A 19269-nucleotide genomic window follows, 5' to 3' on the forward strand; every position below is an offset into this window, starting at 1 on the left:
TCCATTGAAAGTTTGAGCTAAGCTCAATTTAAAGTAATTAAACAGGTCTTGGTTCATTCACTCTTTAGTTTTCAAGGAACACTTGCTTTTTGTTTATGCCACCGTATCGCGGCGACATGTAATAATATAGCATGCCACAAAATAAGAGTCAATAACTTTTTTCGTTTTTTCTCTGTCCCGAAAATGATACAATGTAAGCACTAATGAAAAGATATAGGCTCTATAGGAGGTAATCATAGAGATGCTCTTATCCGGTAAGCTAAATAAAATACGCACATTCGCGTTATTGCTCGTTTTTCTCGGTGTTGGTGTTATGTACATAGGCTTTGTCATTCCTAGCTGGATGGTCGTTTTCTTCATACTCGGACTACTAACGGTCTGCGCCAGTGTCGGCATCTATTTTTGGATTGGGATGCTATCCCTTCAATCCGTGCCAGTAGAATGTCCCGAGTGTAAAAAACAAACAAAGCTATTGGGCAAGCGGGATGAATGTAGCCACTGTCGTGCAATTCTTTCCCTAGATCCAAAAGATGCGCCAGATGCACCCCCTAAAACGGTAAACTAAATCAGATATGTTGATCAAAGGATGTTCTACTTTATTGCTCTCTTACAAGCAATAGTAGAACATCCTTTTTTTATTTTCATTCCCTTCAACATTCCCTTCAACATTCCCTTCAACATTCCCTTCAACATTCCCTTCAACCCAAAGCACACTTTCCCTATGATCTGATTCATATTCTGACTTATCGGAAACTATAGTATAGTTACCATTCCATATTTGACTTTGATTTTGTAGGAGGGTGAACTCATGAAACCTCATAACATCATTGAATCGTTATCAAGAATTGTAAAACATCACTCCGAAAAACCAGCGTTACGATGGCGTAAACAGGAGAAAGAGCGTGTTTACACATACCAACAGCTTTGGTATCAAATCCATGATGTAGCATACGGATTACAAAAATTAGGGATTCAAGCTGGGGACAAAGTTGCCATCTATGCAAGATCGAATCCCAGAGCAATCATATGCGACTTAGCCATCTTAGCTTTAGGAGGCATCTCTGTCCCGATCGATCCGTTACGATCCAAGGAGCAGATTTATGAGTTGATTCAACATGCCGATATTCATTCCATTCTCATCGAGAGTCCGGGTATGCTGGAAGAAATCCAATATCTCCTTCCTCATATGAAGCATGTAGCGTTATTAACAGGGCGTTCATTTCATGTTGGAGCTGTTACCTTTGATACCATGGTTCAATTAGGACAAACCGTCTCAAACGATGCATACAACCTACCCTATCCATCTATTCAACAACAAGATCCTGCAACTATGATTTACGTATTTGAAAACGAACAAATTCGGGCCTTAACGTACAGCCACGGAAATATCCTACAGCTTGTGCATTCCTTATCCTACTTAATTCCCATTTCAGTAGAAGATCAATTTTTATCTTGTTTGCCGTATTCCTGCTTCATAGAACGATTGGTCGGGCGTTTCTATCCTCTGCTATCAGGTTCCAGCATTTCACACTTGGATTTGAAGAAAGGATTGTACCCACACATACAAGATACTTATTCAACCGTCTGTTTGCAGACACCCGAATCCCTGCATAAATTGGAACGAGACTTACAGCAAGACATAGCTCCAAGCACACCTTTAGAAAAAATCATTCCCTCTAGGATTCAAGCAGTGATGGATCGCTTTTATAAAAAGCCAGCTCCCAAAAAATTGGGTGAACATCTAAGATATTTGATTTCGATTGAGCCTTTGTCAGACCCATTGCCAACCATAGAGGGGCATTTGCAGGGATCCATCTTTGAACTATTCGGAACAGATGATTGTCCTGTTATCGCAGTAGGAAAAAGCCTTGAAGATGAAAAAACGTTTATTCCTCTTCCTTCCGTGGATGTGAGAGTGTCAACAGATAGCGAGCTATTAGTAAAAAGCCAGATGATTCGCATGGAAGAACTGTGTTCAGATCCAGATTATGAATCCCGCATCAAAAGTGGATGGTTGTCCACAGGGACTCACGCCACCTTAAATGCAAGGTGTCATATCCAGAAGTAGACAAATAAAGAAAGAACAAGCTTCTCACATGTTAGCTTATACACGCATGAAAGAGCTTGTTCTTATTGGATTTTTCTATAATGCTGACATGCTGGACATGTTCCATAAAACTCTAAACGATGTGAGTCCACCATATAACCAGTTCCCTCAGCAGCCCGATGTTCTAAGTCAATAGGAGCATAATCAAAGTCTGTAATCTTGCCACAGGTCTGGCAAATGACATGATAATGATCCTCCACATTTGCATCAAACCGGCTGGATGCATCCCCGTACGTAAGTTCACGAATTAAGCCAGCATCTTTAAAAACACGAAGATTATTGTATACCGTGGCTACACTCATATTGGGAAAATTTGCTTCTAGGGCTTTATAAATTTCGTCTGCTGTTGGGTGCTCCATAGAAGAAAGCAAGTATTGTAAGATCGCATGTCGTTGAGGGGTCATGCGAACACCGCTTTCTTTTAAGGTTTCAATAGCACCTGTCAGGCGGCTTTTATCCATTTCCCCCACCTCGCTATGTCTGTCAATGAAATGATTATTACTTTAGAATATCTATAATTAGTCTATTTTCATTTCATGAAATTGTCAACGCTACTTGGTGTTATTTTTCCCATACCAGCAAAATTCAAGCAACTGACACGAGGAACATTTTGGACTCCTAGCACTGCACACTCTTCTTCCATGCCAGATAATGCGATGATGAGTATCGGTCCATTCGGCTCGCGGAACCCTACGCATTAATTGCCGCTCTGTTTCCAGCACATTTTCGCTGTCTGCCAGCGCCAGCCGGTTAGCAACCCGTTGTACATGCGTATCTACTGCCAGAGCAGGCACCCCAAATGCATTGCTTAATACCACGTTTGCCGTTTTACGACCCACACCCGGTAATTCTTCTAATTTGGCGCGATCATTTGGAACTTCTCCCTGATATCGTTCAACCAAAATCTGACACGTTTGCAAGATGTTTTTACTTTTATTACGAAACAGCCCCAGCATCCTGATCTCTTCTGCTAATTCGACTGCGGTCAGATTCGCTATATCAAATGGAGTTGGATATTTCTCAAATAGCGACTTGGTTACAATATTCACCTGACGGTCTGTAGATTGGGCAGATAATATCGTTGCGATCAATAGCTCAAACGGGTTGCGATAGTCTAATTCACAGTGCGCATCTGGATACATAAAGCCTAAGGTGCTTAAAATTTTCTTCGTTGGAACCCGTTTTGGCTTCGGCTTCATCTGGTTCTCCCCTCTTTCTCGATCTATTTATACCTTACGTGCTTCGATGATCAGCTCTTCACTTTGATGCGAAAAGGGATTGCGATAAAACGTGCCATACGTTTGGGTAACTCGGAATCCGCAAGACTTGAGTAGATGAAACAACTCTGTAGGGAAGGAGTACCGGATTTCTAACATGGTACGAATTCGTTCGAGTGACTTGCCTGTATGATCAAATCGCTCCATATATCGAGTTATATTGATAAGTTGATGAAACGGCTCGATTTCCGTAAAGTCATACAACTCTATCTCATCTTCCGTTCCCGGAACCGGAAAGGTACCTCGAAACTGCCTCTTTCCATCCATTTCTACAAGCTGATCCATAAAGGGCACAAATACATTAAAGGCGAGTACCCCATCATCTGTTAGATGCCGATATATATTTTCTAACGTTTTGATTTGCTCCTCCACATGGGTTACATGCATAAAGGAACGATATGGGATGATAGCTAATGGGAAGCGGGAATCAGGCAATTCAAAATCCTGCATCTCCTCTTCTATAAACTGTACATTGGAAGATACTCCGAGTGACTGTGCCTTTTGCTCCGCGCGAAGTAACATCTCATGGGAATTATCAATCCCGATTATCGGAAATCCTTCTCTCGCAATGGCAACTGTCACACGACCCGTTCCACATCCCAACTCCAAAACAGGACCTCCTGAAGCCTTTGCTAGTTCAGTATAATACGTCGTATCGTGATCAAGCCCATTGGAAGTCCAATCATAGTAGTCAGGCCAATCGTAAGAAGTGTTGACGTTCAAACGGTTCACTCCTTAGTTAGATTCTAGATTTTGCTGAACAAATTCAAGTGCTTGCCCAACATGATCCTTCACTTTTACTTTTCGTTCTTCTTTTACGATAATTCCTTCTGCATTTATGACAAAGGTAGAACGCTCAATCCCCATTACTTTCTTTCCAAACATATTCTTCTCTTTATAAACTCCGTACAGATCACATACTTTTCCATCTTCATCACTTAATAGAAGAAAAGGGAGATCGTATTTTTCAATAAACTTCGTATGCCTCGCCACAGAATCACGGCTAATCCCTAGAATAACGGTGTTTGCTTCTTTAAATGATACGTGCGCATCACGAAAATCGCACGCTTGTGTTGTACAACCAGGCGTCATATCTTTCGGATAGAAATAGAGGATCACATTTTTCCCACGGAACTGTGATAATGTAACGGATTCACCATTTGAAGCTGGCAACGTAAAATCTGGGGCTTGTCCATGCAACATTTTCTTCACTCCTACGTCATCGTTGTTTGATTTAATTGTATCAAAAAAATAGCCCTCTACCAAAGCTCGGCTATTTTTCTTCATTCCCTCGGGCCATTGGTGGGGCTACATCTCTAGGCGGCGCAATATCTCCGGGTGGAGCTACGTCCCCTGGAGGAGCTATATCTTTCGGAGGGACGATATCTCCGGGTGGAACCACAGGTGCAGTTTGATCGCCATTTGGAGGAGCCGGAACTTGTGGAACGGACGGTATTGCAGATTTATCCATGATATTTAGTGTCGTACCGATATTCACCGATCCAGCGTTTGAAACAGCTTTGATATCAAGGTATCGAATCTCTACATGTACCATCCATTCATCTCCTACGACTGATCGATAATATCAGGATCAATATAGACGTTATTTTCACAGTCAAAATTCCGAGTAAAATCACCTACTGGGGAGGAGCCGCCAAGCGATTTACTATTGCTTTCTGCGCCAATATTGATGGTATTGCCAAAGTTGACAGAGGCAGCACTGGATACACTGTTTATTTTAATGTTAAAGATGTTATTAATTGTTGGCATGCCGATCGCTCCCTCCCTCCACGAGCTTCTTTATCATATGAAAGGAGAGTGGGCGATGACACACCTTTACGTGATTCTACAACTTCGGATAACGCAGTTCTAACACACCTCTGCGATAACGAGCATGTTTATATTTCCTGGCAACAGATGCGCCTAGTGAAACGGTTTTCGAAAATGGACCTTGTTTCCGTTCTGAAATAATGACTTCGTGGTCTCCATAAGACTCAGCCACATTTCCACTAATCGTTAATTGATCCCCTTCTACCTTGAGATCCACCATACGGAATTCTTCTACCCCAGGTAGGTTCACGAGTACAATGACCTCGTTTTTCCCTTGATACACATCGACTGCCGGGTACGATGAGCTTGCCTTCGATCCTTGGGAACCCACGATATCTTGAAAAAATTCGTCCCCTAAAAATTGTTTGGCTAATTGTTGCCAGCGGGAAAAATCGTCTGTCTTCAAGGATGATCCCCCCTATTCTCTCTTGCTACTACTATTCAAATCAAGCTTGGCTAAAAACTAAAATTCTCTGCATGTTGTGGTAAGACAAGCGCATATAACTGTAGAGACAAGGAAAGCAGCGAATAGGAGTTGGGCAAATTGACTTGGGAAGAAATGTATGCAAGGATTCAACGGCTAGAGCAAGAGGTACATTCACTCAAACGTGATAACTGTCTATTGCAAGAACAGGTAAGTCAGATCAAACCAATCGCCATTGAACATATCACCTATAAAGTGCAAGAGCTACATGTCGAAACATTAAGTGGAACCTTAAATGTGGGCTTAGCTTCACAAGGAATGGTCGAGGACATGAATGGTTTTGTAGATGAGATCACTGAAAAATTTGGGACAAATTTAGAAATCAATCCAAAACGGGATGGTATACCGGAGAAACCGACAAATAAAAAAGAAGGTGCTTAGCTACCAGCACCTTTGTAATTCTCAATCCCACGATTCCAACTATAAAGTCCCAACGAGAAGAAAACAGCTCCTATAACCGGGGTTAACATGGCGTATACCTTCCAATCGCCATTGCCTAACAGATAGCTTGCCGGATAAAACCCAACAAAGGCAAAGGGCAAAATCCACGTCAACACAAACTGGATAATTTTTGAGTAAATATTAACTGGATAGCGTCCATAGGTTCCGATGTTATACACAATCGGCTGGATATCAGACTTCGAATCCGAATAAAGACTAATACTGGTCAACGCTACATAGATACCCGCATAGACAGCCACTCCACCCAACACAAACATGATAAAGAGAAGCGGATCATACCAAGCCCAATCGAGCGGTAGATGCCACACTGCCCAGCCCATGACAATGCCACCCGTCAGCACACCCATCAATGATTCAGGTGCCATGGACTCCATGATCACTTGGATTAAACTATGGACAGGTCTCGTTAAAACACGATCTAGCTCCCCGCGGATGATGTATTTATCATTAAATCCCCATAAGTTGAAGAATGAAGTAAAGACTGCCCATGGTATTAAGAAATAACCATAGATAAAAATAACCTCATAACGGCTCCAGCCGCCCAAGTGTTGCGTATGTCCGAATACGACTAATATAAAGACGAGGTTAATCGCTTGAGACATCAGATCGGTGAAAAATTGAGATATGAAGTCCCAACGATACTCCAATCTTGCTTTCATATATTGCTTAAAATACTCCCATAAAAGCTGAAATTGAACCATAATCAACCACCCTGTACAACGAGAGTATGTCTCGCTTTGTTCCAGATCATCTGAATCGGAATTAATAAGAGCAAGCACCACATCGCTTGGACCCCAACCGCTCCCCAAAATGCGGATCCACTCAAGTCCTTCACGATCACCACACTCGGAAGATAACTAATCGCTTGAAAAGGTAATGCTTTTAGCACCCACTGCGCCCAGATAGGGAAGAAGGCAATCGGAATCGTTAAACCAGAAAGCAAGTCAACAATCATTCGTTTCGCCCATAGCATTCCTTGATTATTTAAGACAAAGAATGCAAGGATTCCTACCAAGATGTTAATTTGTATATTGATCACAAAGCCTAAGAATAAGCTAAGCGCAAATTTTAACCAAATCCAGCCAAAGCCTGGCAGCTGAATCGGGAAGATAAGCGACACTAAGAACATCCCCGGGACGCTAAATAAAACCAGACGGAAGATGCCTTCACCAAACGATTGGAACACCTTTACCATCAGATAGTTATACGGCCTGATAAACTGAATCGCTACCGTACCGTCCCGAATCTCGGTCGCAATCTCACGATCGACGTTATTGAAGTAAAACGCACGTGACATCCACGAAATCGCGATATAAGTAGCCATTTGTAGAGCTGTGAAGCCATTTATACTCCCTTGCCCGCCATAAATAGCGGTCCATAAAAAGTAATAGGCTCCAATATTTAAGCTATAAATTAAAATACCGCTATAATAGTTCACACGGTACGCTAACATCATCAGAAATCGGATTCGGATGATCTCTGCATACATCCTAATCAAGCGTCATCCCCTCCTGATAAATCTTGCGTACAATCTCTTCCGCAGTCGCTTCCTCTAACTGCATTTCTTGAATCGCAATTCCTTGGGCAATGACTCTCCCAAGTACTTCAGGTACCTGCACTTGGTCGCCAGGAACTTTTATCTCATATGTATGAGTCGCTTTTTTCTCCCACTCAACAGGAAGGCCTTCTGTAGTCGCCTGTAATTCGGACAACTCATACTCCCTCTCCGTTTCGAGTACAATCCGTTTCCCATCTCCCCATTCACGTTTCAATCGATTCATATCTCCGTCGTAGATGATATTTCCTTTATCCAGCATCACTACTCGCGAGCAGAGCGCTTCAATATCACCTAAATCATGAGTCGTAAGCAGAACCGTTGTGTTTAATTCTTGATTGATATCTCTTAGGAACTGGCGGATATCTTCTTTTACGAGTACATCTAGTCCAATCGTTGGCTCATCTAAGAACAACAGGGATGGTTGGTGAATCAAAGACGTTGCCAATTCGCATCTCATCCGCTGACCTAGACTTAACTTTCGGACAGGCTGATCCAGCAACTCTTGGATGTTTAATACATCGATCATCCGCTTTAAATGTGGCTCATACTTCTCTTGAGGAATACGATACACCTTTTGGAGTAATTGGAACGATTCCTGTACCGCTAAATCCCACCACAACTGACTCCGTTGACCAAACACGACCCCGATCGTACGAACAAACTTCTCCCGTTCACGGTGAGGGTCATAGCCATTTACCTTTAACATGCCTGAGGTTGGTTGCAGGATCCCCGTTAACATCTTAATCGTGGTCGATTTACCCGCACCGTTTTCTCCGATGTATCCAACCATCTCCCCCGGCTCGATCGACAAATCAATCTCATTTACCGCCCGAATCGTACGATACTCACGATTCAACAAATCACGAAATGCTCCAGATAAACCCTTTCGGCTCTGGTAGACTTGGAATTCCTTTGTTAGCTTCTTAGCTTCAATCGCTAGCATCTATGACACCTCAATTGTAATCAACTATATAAAAATAAGTATATTATACATTTTATCGTTAGGCTACCCTATTGGATGGAAAAGAAAGCATGGACGAAAAAGAACCCCTTCGGGGTTGAAGGGGTTGGGATAATGACTACAAGCAAGCTGTATAGAGACAAGTGGAAACTACTTTTCCAAATGCCCTTTTTCTCTTTCAGGCTGATAAAAGGTAATAACATAGTCCCCTGGACCATCATCCTCGCTTAAATCCACAATAAAATTTTTATTTGGATATAATCTAGATAGTGAAAACTCGTAACACATTTTCAATAACTTTCCTAGCTCTAACCAATGCTCATCCGCATCTACAGAGCCTTGAACATAAGACATATGAACGTGCTTATGATTTAGCATCGCTTCTATTTGCCAATTTGATAACCCTTGTTCTCTCCAATGATCAACCTGGTCTCTTAATCCAATTCGATTTTTAAAAACCATGTTATCGACTTCGTCAAACTCAGGAAATAATATTCTACCTGCTAGTAACATTTGTTCGATATCTAGCTTCACTCCCGCTAGACTATATAAATCAAATGATTCACCATTTATTTTTTTACATTCCTCAAATTCAGGAAATAAATTAGGATCAAGTTCATATAGTGTTTTTATCATTTTTCATTTCGATAGGAAATTTGCCACTTTTGCGACAAGGTAACTCTCTTCCTACCTTCCTCCTTTGAAAATTCAGCGGCTTTAAAACGAGACCGCTAAAACTTGAAATTAATTATCTTAGATTAAAACAAGGATATAAAAATACAAGTAAGGATAGATTCCCTATTTCACTATGAGTTTTTTTGTTGGGATAGAAGGAGTAGGAATTGATCTAATTTCGTCTACTTCTCAATGGAAGAGCCATTCGACTTCTTTGTAAGCGATTCACCGGTTTCTTCGTTCTGGGAAATTCATTTGTACAAAGAGCTATTACTCTGTTGTTATTTCACAAAGTAATAGCTCAATTTCCCCCCTAAAAAGCTCTTAATTAGGCTTGGATATTCGAAATTTTATAGTCTCAAGATTGGTAGTCAAGAATTTTCCGAAATCATCAATCCACTCCGACAGACTTTCTGCAGATAAGCCTTCTACAGCAATAGAAAAAGAAGCACTCTCTGCTATAGTAGTACCATCAGTACAGATATTGGCCTCAATTATATATCTTCCATCTCTGTACTGCACAGTTATATTGACTGAAACTCTATCTGTAGCTCTATAACCTGTAAATATTAGAAGTATTTCCAATGGATACAAGACATTGGTGTATGTCGAGATACCATACCCAATATCACTATTTGAGGGTGCAACCAAAGAAATCAATTTCTTAAACTCTATTTGCACTGGAAACCATACGTGTTCAAATAGTGCATCACTCATAGCTCTATTCATTTCTCTTTCTAAATCCAAGTTTACATTTGCAGGCTTGGATATTCGAAATTCTATAACCTCAAAGTTTGCTATCAAGAATTCTTTAAATCTATCAAACCATTCTATCAGACTTTCTGCAGATAGATATTTTACGCTAAGTGAAGGACCTTTTGCTATCAAAATATCTTCCTCCAGGCAAATATTCGACACGACTATCCACTGTTCATCTCTATACCGCACATCTACATCAATAGTGATTTCTTGATCAACGCTATCACTCATAAGCGTCAATGTTATTCCCAATGGATATGTATTACTGGCACCTGTGCCAATAGAATATCTAATGTCACTATTCGAGGATACTAACCAAACAATCAACTTCTTAAATTCTTTTTGAACTGGTAACCATACATATTTATTCAATAGATCACTCATTGTATAACCTCTCCTTTCTCTAGCACTTGAATAATCATGTTATAGCTATAACAACATAACAAATAAACTACGAACTGTACGTTCACCTCCGATAGGGGTGAACGTACAGACAGGCACTAAGCAACGTCACTTAACTTCAGACCTTACCTATTTTTCAACAATAGATCTTCTTAACTCTTCGGTTAATGGATGTGTATTACCACTACCCCTACTATCGATCCATCCTTGCATTTGACTCTTATCCTTAGGAAATATAGAGACATGTCCAGTTTTAGGGTTATCACAAACTGCACACAAATTTTCAAACTTACTAGTATCAATGATTTGATTTTTACCTGGCATAGGTTTTTTTGATGCTGATAATCCCGTTGTATCTTTTGCTCGTGGAGTCAAATTCATATCTGTTTTTGATCCACCCCGGAATATTAGACCCAGTTCCTCAACAATAGCACACATATTATGCGTCAATACTTTCAAATTCGAAACATAATACGTATGGAAATCCTTCACCTTAATGTTGTAGACGGTGGCTTTCTGTTTCTTCTTAACGATTTTGTCGACAGGTAGCTTCTTCCCTTTATCGGTCTCGAAGATGTCGCCTTTACGGAGGTTTTTAGCCGCAATCCAACCCTCATCTATTATCCAGAAGGGGTGTTCATCAGTAGTCTGGATGACTTCGCCTCCGATATGGATTTCGTAGATTTCGTCTATCTCTCGCTGGAAGAGCCATTCGACTTCTTTGTAGGCGATTTCACCGGTTTCTTCGTTCTTGGAGAGGACTTTGTCGCCTATGTCGATCTCTTCGATCGGCCTTCCGCCGTCTTCTGTCTCGATTCGGGTTCCTGCTACGAAGCACTTACAGGCTGCGTTTATGGCTCTTTGGATGGAACTTCCAATCGCATCTAAAATGACGTGTCCAATGTCACTCCAGCTAAATGCTTTATCACTTACACATATATATCATATATAGATAGAATGCTGTTTTCAGTATCAGAACGATTACTACTTAGTGTTACTAGCCGATTACTACCATTATCAGCTATAAATCTTGCCCTAAGAAATGAAAAAGGAGGGTCCGCTTTAATCTCTATCATACATTCATCATCCTTCAAAAGAATCACACCCACCTCTTGTATCAAGGCAAATAAGCCATTACGAAAGATAATTTCGTGAGCTTTATGATTAGGAGGTTTTACGTAGCTCTCTTTATTTGTTTGATAATCTAGCACGCCGATTCGTTGATGATCATCCTTAAATAACATGCAATCAGCGTTGCCATTTTCATATAGACTTATAATCTTGTATTTAGATACTTTTGCCCAAAAACGATAGAACGATGTGTAACATGTCCTAATACTATTTAAATCTACTGTTCTGATTGTGCCACTTTCAATACATAATCTATAAAAATGTCCACGATAGTCTGTGAACATCACCTCTTCATTCTTCCAAAGATATATGGAAGAAAAGACCACTTCGGAAAATTGATTATCCAACTCTATTTTTCGAAAGTCCCCAGAGTCCAAATTGACATGAACCAAGCATTCATTTTCTGGACAATACAAAATAATCTCGTTGTTAGAATGATGTTTGTATAGTGAGTAGATAGCAATATCATCGAAGAGCTCTATACATCTGACTAAATTCAAGCGACTATCCAAAATTTGAATACCTGTATAGTTATTATTTATGACAATGTTATTCGAAACAATACCCAACATATATATATCATTATCCAGCACTTCAAACTGATGAAGTAATATTTTTTTCATACAAGTCTCCTTCTTTAATTTATAAAGCTATGGAGTTTGTCACCAAACTCCATAGCTGATAGATATTTATCTTTTTATCCGTTTTGTAGGATCAGCCGTATCAGGAGCGATATCCCCAGTTACAGGATCCGCCTCTCCAATATGTCTCCCTCTTTTTTTATCGTACACCTCTAAATGGGCTCCTGAACCTGTATGAAGGGTGTCAAGATGGTAGAGCTTTTTATCATTTTCGTAAACCGCTGCTCCTTTTACTCGCGGAATCTTAGTCTTCGTAAAAGTAGACAATATTGTTTCGCTTGCTTGAGGAATCCTATCCTCATCTATCCACTTACACATATTATGCGTCAATACTTTCAAATTCGAAACATAATACGTGTGGAAATCCTTAACTTTAAAGTTATAAACGGTTGCTTTTTGCTTCTTCCTGACGATTTTATCAACCGCTAGCTTCTTTCCTTTATCGGTCTCGAAGATGTCGCCTTTACGGAGATCCTTTGCTCTGATCCAGCCTTCGCCGACTACCCAGAAGGGGTGTTCGTCGGTGGTCTGGATGACTTCGTCACCAATGTGGATTTCGTAGATTTCATCTATCTCTCGCTGGAAGAGCCATTCGACTTCTTTGTAGGCGATTTCTCCGGTTTCTTCATTCTTGGCGAGTACTTTGTCTCCTATGTCGATTTCTTCGATCGGCTTTCCGCCGTCTTCTGTCTCGATCCGGGTTCCAGCTACGAAGCATTTGCATGCAGCGTTTATGGCCCTTTGGGTGGTACTGCTTACATTTTTGCTATACTTGGCGGCTTTAAATGCGTCTCCGCCGGGGAATATGCCGGCTGCGGTGTAGAGAGCATTTTCGTAGTCGCCTTCAAATGCATACCATGCTGCATGAACTCCATCTGCTATACCCGTTGGATCAATCATGCCTGCAACATCTAATATACCATGTGCGATCGCTTTCCAAGTCGATGGCGGCTTCGGCTTAGGTGGTGGTTGCGATTTCGGTTTCGATGGAGCTGGATGTGATTTATTCTTTTTCCACTCTGCAGCTGCCTTGTTCTCAGCCCTAATCCGTTTATCCAATTTATCCACATGCGCAGTTGCCCGCTTCATAGTCTCCTTGCTAACTTTCCTTTTTCCCCACTTACCATCTGTCGAGAAAGAGGGGGGCGAATAGTGATATCCGGTCTCATAGATAGCGGTCATTACTGGGTCAGTATCAAATTCGGAATAAGCTGGCATATGCCCATCTAAGTCGACATTACTCACTGGATTCCCAGCCGCAAACCCATATTGATTCGCATTCCCTGGATCCATGACGAGACTTTTAAACTGCCCTGCATCGGTATACGAGTCCTGAGTCAGGAATCGCCCTTGTTCCGGAGAGTAGTTACGGAAACCGAGGTCATAGGACTTCGTATTCGGATCCCAGCGCTTTCCACTATAACGGAACGAGTTATACATCTCGTTGCTTGGATTATTCGGATCAGGCTTGTCTACTCCCGTGAAGAGGGATTCGTCGTTCTCTCCATATGGAGAATATCCATACGTACCACGGACATCTCCCTTCTCATCGGTTAGAAGTTCGACATCGACATCGGTGTTAGTACCATAATACGATGTTTCTGGCTTTTCTCCTGCCTTAATCATGGCCATTCGTTCGCCCCATGCGGAGTAAACATAGGACCGTGTGATCTGGTCAGCTACTTCTTCCGAGATCACTTGCTCGGTAGTGCCAAGGTAATCGAACTTGGTCTTCTTGGCTTTATCCGTTCCTGCTTGCTCCACTTTGGCAATAGTGCGGTCTAAGGAGTCGTAAGCAAACTGGGTCTTGATCTGATTCTTAGATTCTTTATCGGTCTTGGCATGCTCCGTAACGTTATCAAACGGATCATAGTTGTATTGTTCCCTGACCTGCTCGCCCTCTTTGATCTTCTCTACGCGCCCCATTGGGTCGTATTGATAGTCGGATTTCACGCCTTCTTTCGTCTCAGAGATGAGACGGTTGCGGTCATATTGGAAGCTGGTAAATTTATTGTCTTTATTCTTTTCCACGATGTTGCTATTCGCGTCTAAGATATAGGTCTCTACAGACTTCTGTTTCCCATCTTTCTCCGCTTTGATGAGACGATCCCTAGCATCGTACTCGTAGCGGTAGGTGTTATCCATCTGTTGGTTATCGGCACCACGAAGGGTTGCGATGTCTTTCGTACGATGACCGTTTTCATTGTACTCGAGGGAATGCCTTTGTAGAAGCGTTCCATCTTGCTTCTTGGTTTGCATTTCCTTGATTTTCTGGTCTTCATAGTAGCTGTAAGTGGTCTGGGTACCGTTTGGCAAAGTCGCCTGTTTTACTTTCCCGGAAGGAGTACGCTGGTACTCGGTCCACTGGGATTCGTTTTCTCCGGTCTTACTCATCATGGACGATACTTGGTTTACTGAGTCGTAATAGTAGTATGAGGTTTGTCCCGGATAGACGAGATTAAATAGGTTTCCGTTGCGGTCGTAGGTGTAGTCAAACTTTTTATTGACCTTATCTTTTTTCCACTCTTCGACAGAGATGACTTGGTTCACATGGTTGTACTTCATCTTATACTTGTCTACGTTTGCCTTGCCACTCAAGTCTCTGGTTTCGACTAGGTTTCCATTGGCATCGTACGTATATTGATATTCTGTCTTCACTCCAAATGGATCTTCGATGCTTCGAACTTTATAAATACTATGACCACTGTAGCAAAGTAGCTACGAAAATGAACCGCATCGTGTTGGAGATGCAGTTCATTTTTCACATCCATGGTATACTAAAACACATAGGAGAAATGATCTGTTTTGGCCACTCCTATGTGTTTAATTTTGATGTTCACTCAGGCCATGTGCGGTGGCCTTTTTTGTTGTCTGCGAAAATGTCGTAACTCTTTCCGCAAAAAAACGTTACATCGTCGCCAATTCTTACTCTCATTACATCTAACAATGGAAGACGGATTATCAATCCATCAACCGTTTCCATTTCTATAATCTCCACCCTCTCTTGAGGAACATGGCTGATAGAGCATTGTGAGTAGGCGCTAACCTCTCCATTTTGTATCTCACAATCGTCTTTTGACTCATGTACTTCCACACTCGGGTTGCGATCTAGTTCATATAGAAACGCATCAATTTGGTTGTCTGGACCTTCTAATCGTAGTTTTAACATACTGCTCACCTCAATTCCATCCGCATGTTAACAGCATAATCCTCGCTTAAACATCTGGCAAATCAGAAAATTACCATCTATATACAAGGGTATTTCTAGTAAATTTTCACTTACTATCTTGATAAAATCTCTAATCAAAAGAAAAGATCCACTTTATTTACATGTAAATATCAATATTTTCTGATTTTTAATCCACCTGATAAGTTGATGAATTCAGAAAAATATTTTATAGTTTATAATAGCGGGAGGGATGCAATTAATGATCCTTGATGATCGTAGGACACTTGGTGATCTTCTTCGTAATCGGATGAACGAGTTAGGAATCCGTCAAAAAGATTTGATGGATGAAAGATTAACAACAACCACGATTAGCAATATCATTACAGGAAAAAAGAACGTAAGTAAGAAGACCATCTCTTATCTGTGCCAAAAGCTAGATTGGGAATTAGAACAAATTCCTCAATATCTAGAAAATCTAGAACAAATAAAAATCGATCAATCGAAACAAATTAGGCTACAACTCAAGGCAATCGAAACAGATGTCGGTTCTAAACAAGCTTTAGAGAAAATCAAAGAAATCATATCCTCTGATGATCCCTATATTCTTGCAACAATAGAATATCTCAAGGGAAAGTGTTATGCCCGAAAGGGGAAATGGGAGAGAGCTAGGGATCACTATTTTTATTCCATCCGGTTCTATGACGCTCACCCTGAAATAAGAAACTCCAATCTAAAATCCGCATCCTTCAATGAATTAGCTCGTGTCTACTATAACCAGAATCAATATGAGGAGGCGTTAAAGTGCGCTCGTAAAGGAAAAGAGTGCTTCATCCAAAACGGTGAAAGAAAGTATTTTCAATTCCATTTACAAATTAGTGAGGCAATCTATCTAGATAATTTAGGGCTACCTGTAGAAGCATTGAAGGTACTTGAAAAAATGTGGAAATATCAATCTGAGATCGAGACAGAAACACTTCTGAATATGTATAGCTTGCAATCTATTCTCTATAACAAACTCAAGTTATATGACGAAGCTGTAAAAAACATTGAAGTAGCCATTGAAATTGCTAGACTTGGTAAGCACTATGATCACATCTTCGAGTTATGGACAACCTTAGGGGTATCCTACAAAAATCTCGGTAATATCCATTTCGCAAAAATCTGCTTCGATACAGCATCTCAACTACAAGACAAGGTACGGTCAAAACATTTGCTTCTGGCTTACAATTACACAGAGTCTGGAAAAATGTATTTGAGTGAGAGAGATACAAAGAGAGCAAGTGAGGTTCTTACCAATGCGGTAAAGCTTAGTAAGAAGGCAAATGACGGCACACGTCAATTAGAGGCACAAACTGCACTAGGAGAATGTTATTTGTTACAAGACCGTTTTTTAGAAGCAGTCCAACAGTTCCACGAAGCTTATGGATTAGCAAATAAACTTTCTTTTCTTGAACAAGAGTGTAATCTTACGTTAAAACTTGCACTATGTTACGAGGGCAGGGATATAGTAAAGTATAATCGATATTATGCCCTATTCTATCAACGTAGTGTCCAACTGTTGAGCGGAGGTGAACCAATTATGTTACAAGTCTCCAAATCATTCCCCCAACCAGAAAGAGAAATACAGCCGGAGCCACCCGAAGGTTGAAGTACTTAAAAAATAACCCCCTTTACACTAAAAAATAAAGGGGGATTTTTTTCTTATCCAAACAATGCGCCCAGATCCCGGATAGGATAAAGATGATGAAGTCAAAGTGGAAGTACTATTGGAGTCAACAAGTTGGAAGTGGAATGACAAATACTTGCATTCCACAGTTCTTTCCACTTGATTAATTCAATTTAACCATTTAAATTGCTGCATTAGCCTCCATACAAAACTCTTGAGGTGGAGATAATTCATCATCATACTTTAAAATACGGGGTTTTGGTGTAGCACACCTAACAAATGTTAACTCATATCTTACAGGATACAAACCGTCCTCTCCAGATTCTAAAGGAATTGCATGAAATAGTAATTCATAACTTCCTTTTGGGATGTCAAAAATGTATTCCTCAGATAAAATGCTTGCTACTGTTATGCCGTTATCCTCCACGTAGAATGGCACAATTATAGATCGAATAGCATTCTCATTTTCATAGATATCTTCTTCCAGTTTCACGCTAATCTCACATTCCCAGTCAGACAACGCACCGAACGATACACTACCTTCCCTCCAAGAAAACCCTTGCTTAACATGTGTATCTGTCCAATCATTAAACGGATCCTGTACATCCGTATTAAAAACATTTACTTGAGAATAAGATATATCTAATGAAACATTTTTCCATTTCTTCATTCTTAACACCAACCTTCAAAGCAGTATCAACAACTGCAATAATATTTAGCACATAGATCGAGACTAGTCAACACAACCACTCGGCTTGCATAATACTAAGTCTAACATATTGATTCATTTGTTAACTAATCTCCAATCTCAATTCGTACTCTCGTTCCATTTGGATACGATCTAAGTTGATTACCAATATAACTCCCCGCGCCTCTGTTGTCACTAGGATTTATATGTCGTACTGAAGCACCCTTACCACCCTCACTAAACATCGCCATCGGCCACTCGTCTCTATCATGGCCAGATTTGGTAGGATGGCCACTCATAGCTTCCTTTCTTCTTTGCTTTGTACCCGATCTATCTATCGTAACAGTGCTCGGATGACCTTGAGCTATTGCATCTTCAATATGGTTAGCCGTTTCTGGATACTTGCCTTTTGACAATACTACCTTACACTCATTATGCGTCAAAACTTTCAAATTCGAAACATAATACGTATGGAAATCCTTCACCTTGAAGTTATAGACAGTGGCTTTCTGTTTCTTCTTGACTATTTTATCAACCGCTAGCTTCTTCCCTTTATCGGTCTCGAAGAGGTCACCTTTACGAAGGTCTTTTGCTCTGACCCAGCCTTCTCCTACTACCCAGAAGGGGTGCTCGTCGGTTGTTTGGATGACTTCTCCGCCGATGTGGATTTCGTAGATTTCGTCTACTTCTCGATGGAAAAGCCATTCGACTTCCTTGTAGGCGATTTCACCCGTTTCTTCGTTCTTGGAGAGGACTTTGTCACCTATGTCTATTTCTTCGATCGGTTTCTGCCCGTCTTCTGTCTCAATCCGTGTCCCGGCTACGAAGCATTTACATGTTGCGTCCATAGCCCTTTTGGTAGTGCTATTTACGAATTTGCTATTCTTGGCGAATTTAAATGCGTCGCCTCCGGGGAATATGCCGGCTGCGGTGTAGAGGGCATTTTCGTAGTCGCCTTCAAATGCATACCATGCTGCATGAACTCCATCTGCTATACCCGTTGGATCAATCATGCCTGCAACATCTAATATACCATGTGCGATCGCTTTCCAAGTCGATGGCGGCTTCGGCTTAGGTGGTGGTTGCGATTTCGGTTTTGATGGAGCTGGATGTGATTTATTCTTTTTCCACTCTGCAGCTGCCTTGTTCTCAGCCCTAATCCGTTTATCCAATTTATCCACATGCGCAGTTGCCCGCTTCATAGTCTCCTTGCTAACTTTCCTTTTTCCCCACTTACCATCTGTCGAGAAAGAGGGGGGCGAATAGTGATATCCGGTCTCATAGATAGCGGTCTGGATTGGGTCAGTATCCCATTCAGAATACGCTGGCATATGACCATCTAAGTCGACATTACTCACTGGATTCCCAGCCGCAAACCCATATTGATTCGCATTCCCTGGATCCATTACGAGCCCTTTAAACTGCCCTGCATCGGTATACGAGTCCTGAGTCAGGAATC

At 41.1% G+C, this 19269-nt stretch carries 21 protein-coding genes and 3 pseudogenes; 4 read left to right on the forward strand and 20 right to left on the reverse strand.

Going from position 1 to position 19269, the window contains the following annotated elements; genetic code table 11:
- Window positions 1–241: 241 nt before the first annotated feature.
- Together J2Z48_RS15245 and J2Z48_RS15250 are read left to right on the forward strand one after the other, a co-directional pair.
- Window positions 242–565, forward strand: a complete 324-nt coding sequence (locus tag J2Z48_RS15245; protein ID WP_307254923.1) for a DUF2614 family zinc ribbon-containing protein — start codon at window positions 242–244, stop codon at window positions 563–565.
- Between the two features lie 243 nt (window positions 566–808).
- A complete protein-coding gene (locus tag J2Z48_RS15250) occupies window positions 809–2068 on the forward strand; it encodes an AMP-binding protein (RefSeq protein WP_307254924.1) in 1260 nt (419 codons plus the stop codon).
- Window positions 2069–2130: 62 nt separating this feature from the next.
- Here J2Z48_RS15250 and perR read toward each other — a convergent pair whose 3' ends face one another.
- The 7 genes from perR to J2Z48_RS15285 all read right to left on the reverse strand — a co-directional run bounded on the left by perR (window position 2131) and on the right by J2Z48_RS15285 (window position 5620).
- Window positions 2131–2568, reverse strand: a complete 438-nt coding sequence (gene perR, locus J2Z48_RS15255) for a peroxide-responsive transcriptional repressor PerR (protein ID WP_307254927.1) — start codon at window positions 2566–2568, stop codon at window positions 2131–2133.
- Window positions 2569–2658: 90 nt separating this feature from the next.
- On the reverse strand, window positions 2659–3306 hold the full coding sequence (gene nth, locus J2Z48_RS15260; RefSeq protein ID WP_307254929.1) for an endonuclease III: 648 nt from the start codon (window positions 3304–3306) through the stop codon (window positions 2659–2661).
- Window positions 3307–3333: 27 nt separating this feature from the next.
- Complete coding sequence (locus tag J2Z48_RS15265) at window positions 3334–4107, reverse strand: class I SAM-dependent methyltransferase (protein WP_307254930.1); 774 nt, start codon at window positions 4105–4107, stop codon at window positions 3334–3336.
- A 12-nt stretch (window positions 4108–4119) separates the two neighbouring features.
- Window positions 4120–4587, reverse strand: coding sequence for a thioredoxin-dependent thiol peroxidase (gene bcp / locus J2Z48_RS15270; protein ID WP_307254932.1), 468 nt, complete (start codon window positions 4585–4587; stop codon window positions 4120–4122).
- 70 nt (window positions 4588–4657) lie between these two features.
- Window positions 4658–4939, reverse strand: a complete 282-nt coding sequence (locus J2Z48_RS15275) for a hypothetical protein (RefSeq protein WP_307254934.1) — start codon at window positions 4937–4939, stop codon at window positions 4658–4660.
- A gap of 11 nt (window positions 4940–4950) precedes the next feature.
- Window positions 4951–5154 carry a spore germination protein gene (locus J2Z48_RS15280; RefSeq protein WP_307254936.1) on the reverse strand — a complete coding sequence of 68 codons (204 nt, stop codon included), beginning with the start codon at window positions 5152–5154 and terminating at the stop codon, window positions 4951–4953.
- A gap of 76 nt (window positions 5155–5230) precedes the next feature.
- Window positions 5231–5620, reverse strand: a complete 390-nt coding sequence (locus tag J2Z48_RS15285; protein WP_307254937.1) for an Hsp20/alpha crystallin family protein — start codon at window positions 5618–5620, stop codon at window positions 5231–5233.
- A 138-nt stretch (window positions 5621–5758) separates the two neighbouring features.
- On the opposite strand from J2Z48_RS15285, the gene gerPC reads away from it, so the two are divergent.
- Window positions 5759–6079 carry a spore germination protein GerPC gene (gene gerPC, locus J2Z48_RS15290; protein ID WP_307254938.1) on the forward strand — a complete coding sequence of 107 codons (321 nt, stop codon included), beginning with the start codon at window positions 5759–5761 and terminating at the stop codon, window positions 6077–6079.
- On the opposite strand, the gene J2Z48_RS15295 is transcribed toward gerPC, so the two are convergent.
- The 10 genes and pseudogenes from J2Z48_RS15295 to J2Z48_RS15340 all read right to left on the reverse strand — a co-directional run bounded on the left by J2Z48_RS15295 (window position 6076) and on the right by J2Z48_RS15340 (window position 15456).
- Entirely contained in the window at window positions 6076–6861 is a 786-nt protein-coding gene (locus tag J2Z48_RS15295; protein ID WP_307254940.1) for an ABC transporter permease, read from the reverse strand. The genes gerPC and J2Z48_RS15295 overlap by 4 nt on opposite strands.
- Window positions 6862–6863: 2 nt before the next feature.
- Window positions 6864–7658 carry an ABC transporter permease gene (locus tag J2Z48_RS15300; RefSeq protein WP_370872939.1) on the reverse strand — a complete coding sequence of 265 codons (795 nt, stop codon included), beginning with the start codon at window positions 7656–7658 and terminating at the stop codon, window positions 6864–6866.
- Window positions 7651–8661, reverse strand: coding sequence for an ABC transporter ATP-binding protein (locus J2Z48_RS15305; protein ID WP_307254941.1), 1011 nt, complete (start codon window positions 8659–8661; stop codon window positions 7651–7653). The genes J2Z48_RS15300 and J2Z48_RS15305 overlap by 8 nt, the downstream gene beginning before the upstream one ends.
- A gap of 168 nt (window positions 8662–8829) precedes the next feature.
- Window positions 8830–9315: a hypothetical protein gene (locus J2Z48_RS15310; RefSeq protein WP_307254943.1), complete on the reverse strand. Its 486-nt coding sequence runs from the start codon at window positions 9313–9315 to the stop codon at window positions 8830–8832.
- A gap of 363 nt (window positions 9316–9678) precedes the next feature.
- On the reverse strand, window positions 9679–10497 hold the full coding sequence (locus tag J2Z48_RS15315) for a hypothetical protein (RefSeq protein ID WP_307254945.1): 819 nt from the start codon (window positions 10495–10497) through the stop codon (window positions 9679–9681).
- A 147-nt stretch (window positions 10498–10644) separates the two neighbouring features.
- Window positions 10645–10896, reverse strand: coding sequence for a hypothetical protein (locus tag J2Z48_RS15320; protein ID WP_307254947.1), 252 nt, complete (start codon window positions 10894–10896; stop codon window positions 10645–10647).
- Between the two features lie 132 nt (window positions 10897–11028).
- Window positions 11029–11454: pseudogene (locus J2Z48_RS15325) on the reverse strand (polymorphic toxin-type HINT domain-containing protein); the annotation flags it as partial.
- On the reverse strand, window positions 11445–12269 hold the full coding sequence (locus J2Z48_RS15330) for a hypothetical protein (protein ID WP_307254949.1): 825 nt from the start codon (window positions 12267–12269) through the stop codon (window positions 11445–11447). The pseudogene J2Z48_RS15325 and the gene J2Z48_RS15330, both read right to left, overlap by 10 nt.
- 66 nt (window positions 12270–12335) lie before the next feature.
- Complete coding sequence (locus tag J2Z48_RS15335; RefSeq protein ID WP_307254951.1) at window positions 12336–14945, reverse strand: polymorphic toxin-type HINT domain-containing protein; 2610 nt, start codon at window positions 14943–14945, stop codon at window positions 12336–12338.
- 178 nt (window positions 14946–15123) lie between these two features.
- Window positions 15124–15456, reverse strand: a complete 333-nt coding sequence (locus tag J2Z48_RS15340; protein WP_307254953.1) for a hypothetical protein — start codon at window positions 15454–15456, stop codon at window positions 15124–15126.
- Window positions 15457–15706: 250 nt separating this feature from the next.
- Here J2Z48_RS15340 and J2Z48_RS15345 point away from each other — a divergent pair, with 250 nt between their 5' ends.
- Window positions 15707–17104, forward strand: coding sequence for a tetratricopeptide repeat protein (locus J2Z48_RS15345; protein WP_307254954.1), 1398 nt, complete (start codon window positions 15707–15709; stop codon window positions 17102–17104).
- Between the two features lie 199 nt (window positions 17105–17303).
- Here J2Z48_RS15345 and comJ read toward each other — a convergent pair whose 3' ends face one another.
- From comJ to J2Z48_RS15360, 3 genes and pseudogenes are all read right to left on the reverse strand, one after another.
- Window positions 17304–17792: a competence protein ComJ gene (gene comJ, locus J2Z48_RS15350; RefSeq protein ID WP_307254955.1), complete on the reverse strand. Its 489-nt coding sequence runs from the start codon at window positions 17790–17792 to the stop codon at window positions 17304–17306.
- 125 nt (window positions 17793–17917) lie between these two features.
- Window positions 17918–18214: pseudogene (locus J2Z48_RS15355) on the reverse strand (NucA/NucB deoxyribonuclease domain-containing protein); the annotation flags it as partial.
- 90 nt (window positions 18215–18304) lie between these two features.
- A pseudogene (locus J2Z48_RS15360) lies at window positions 18305–19216 on the reverse strand (polymorphic toxin-type HINT domain-containing protein); the annotation flags it as partial.
- Window positions 19217–19269 lie beyond the last annotated feature (53 nt).

This window comes from Croceifilum oryzae, assembly GCF_030814315.1.
Classification (GTDB): domain Bacteria; phylum Bacillota; class Bacilli; order Thermoactinomycetales; family Thermoactinomycetaceae; genus Baia; species Baia oryzae.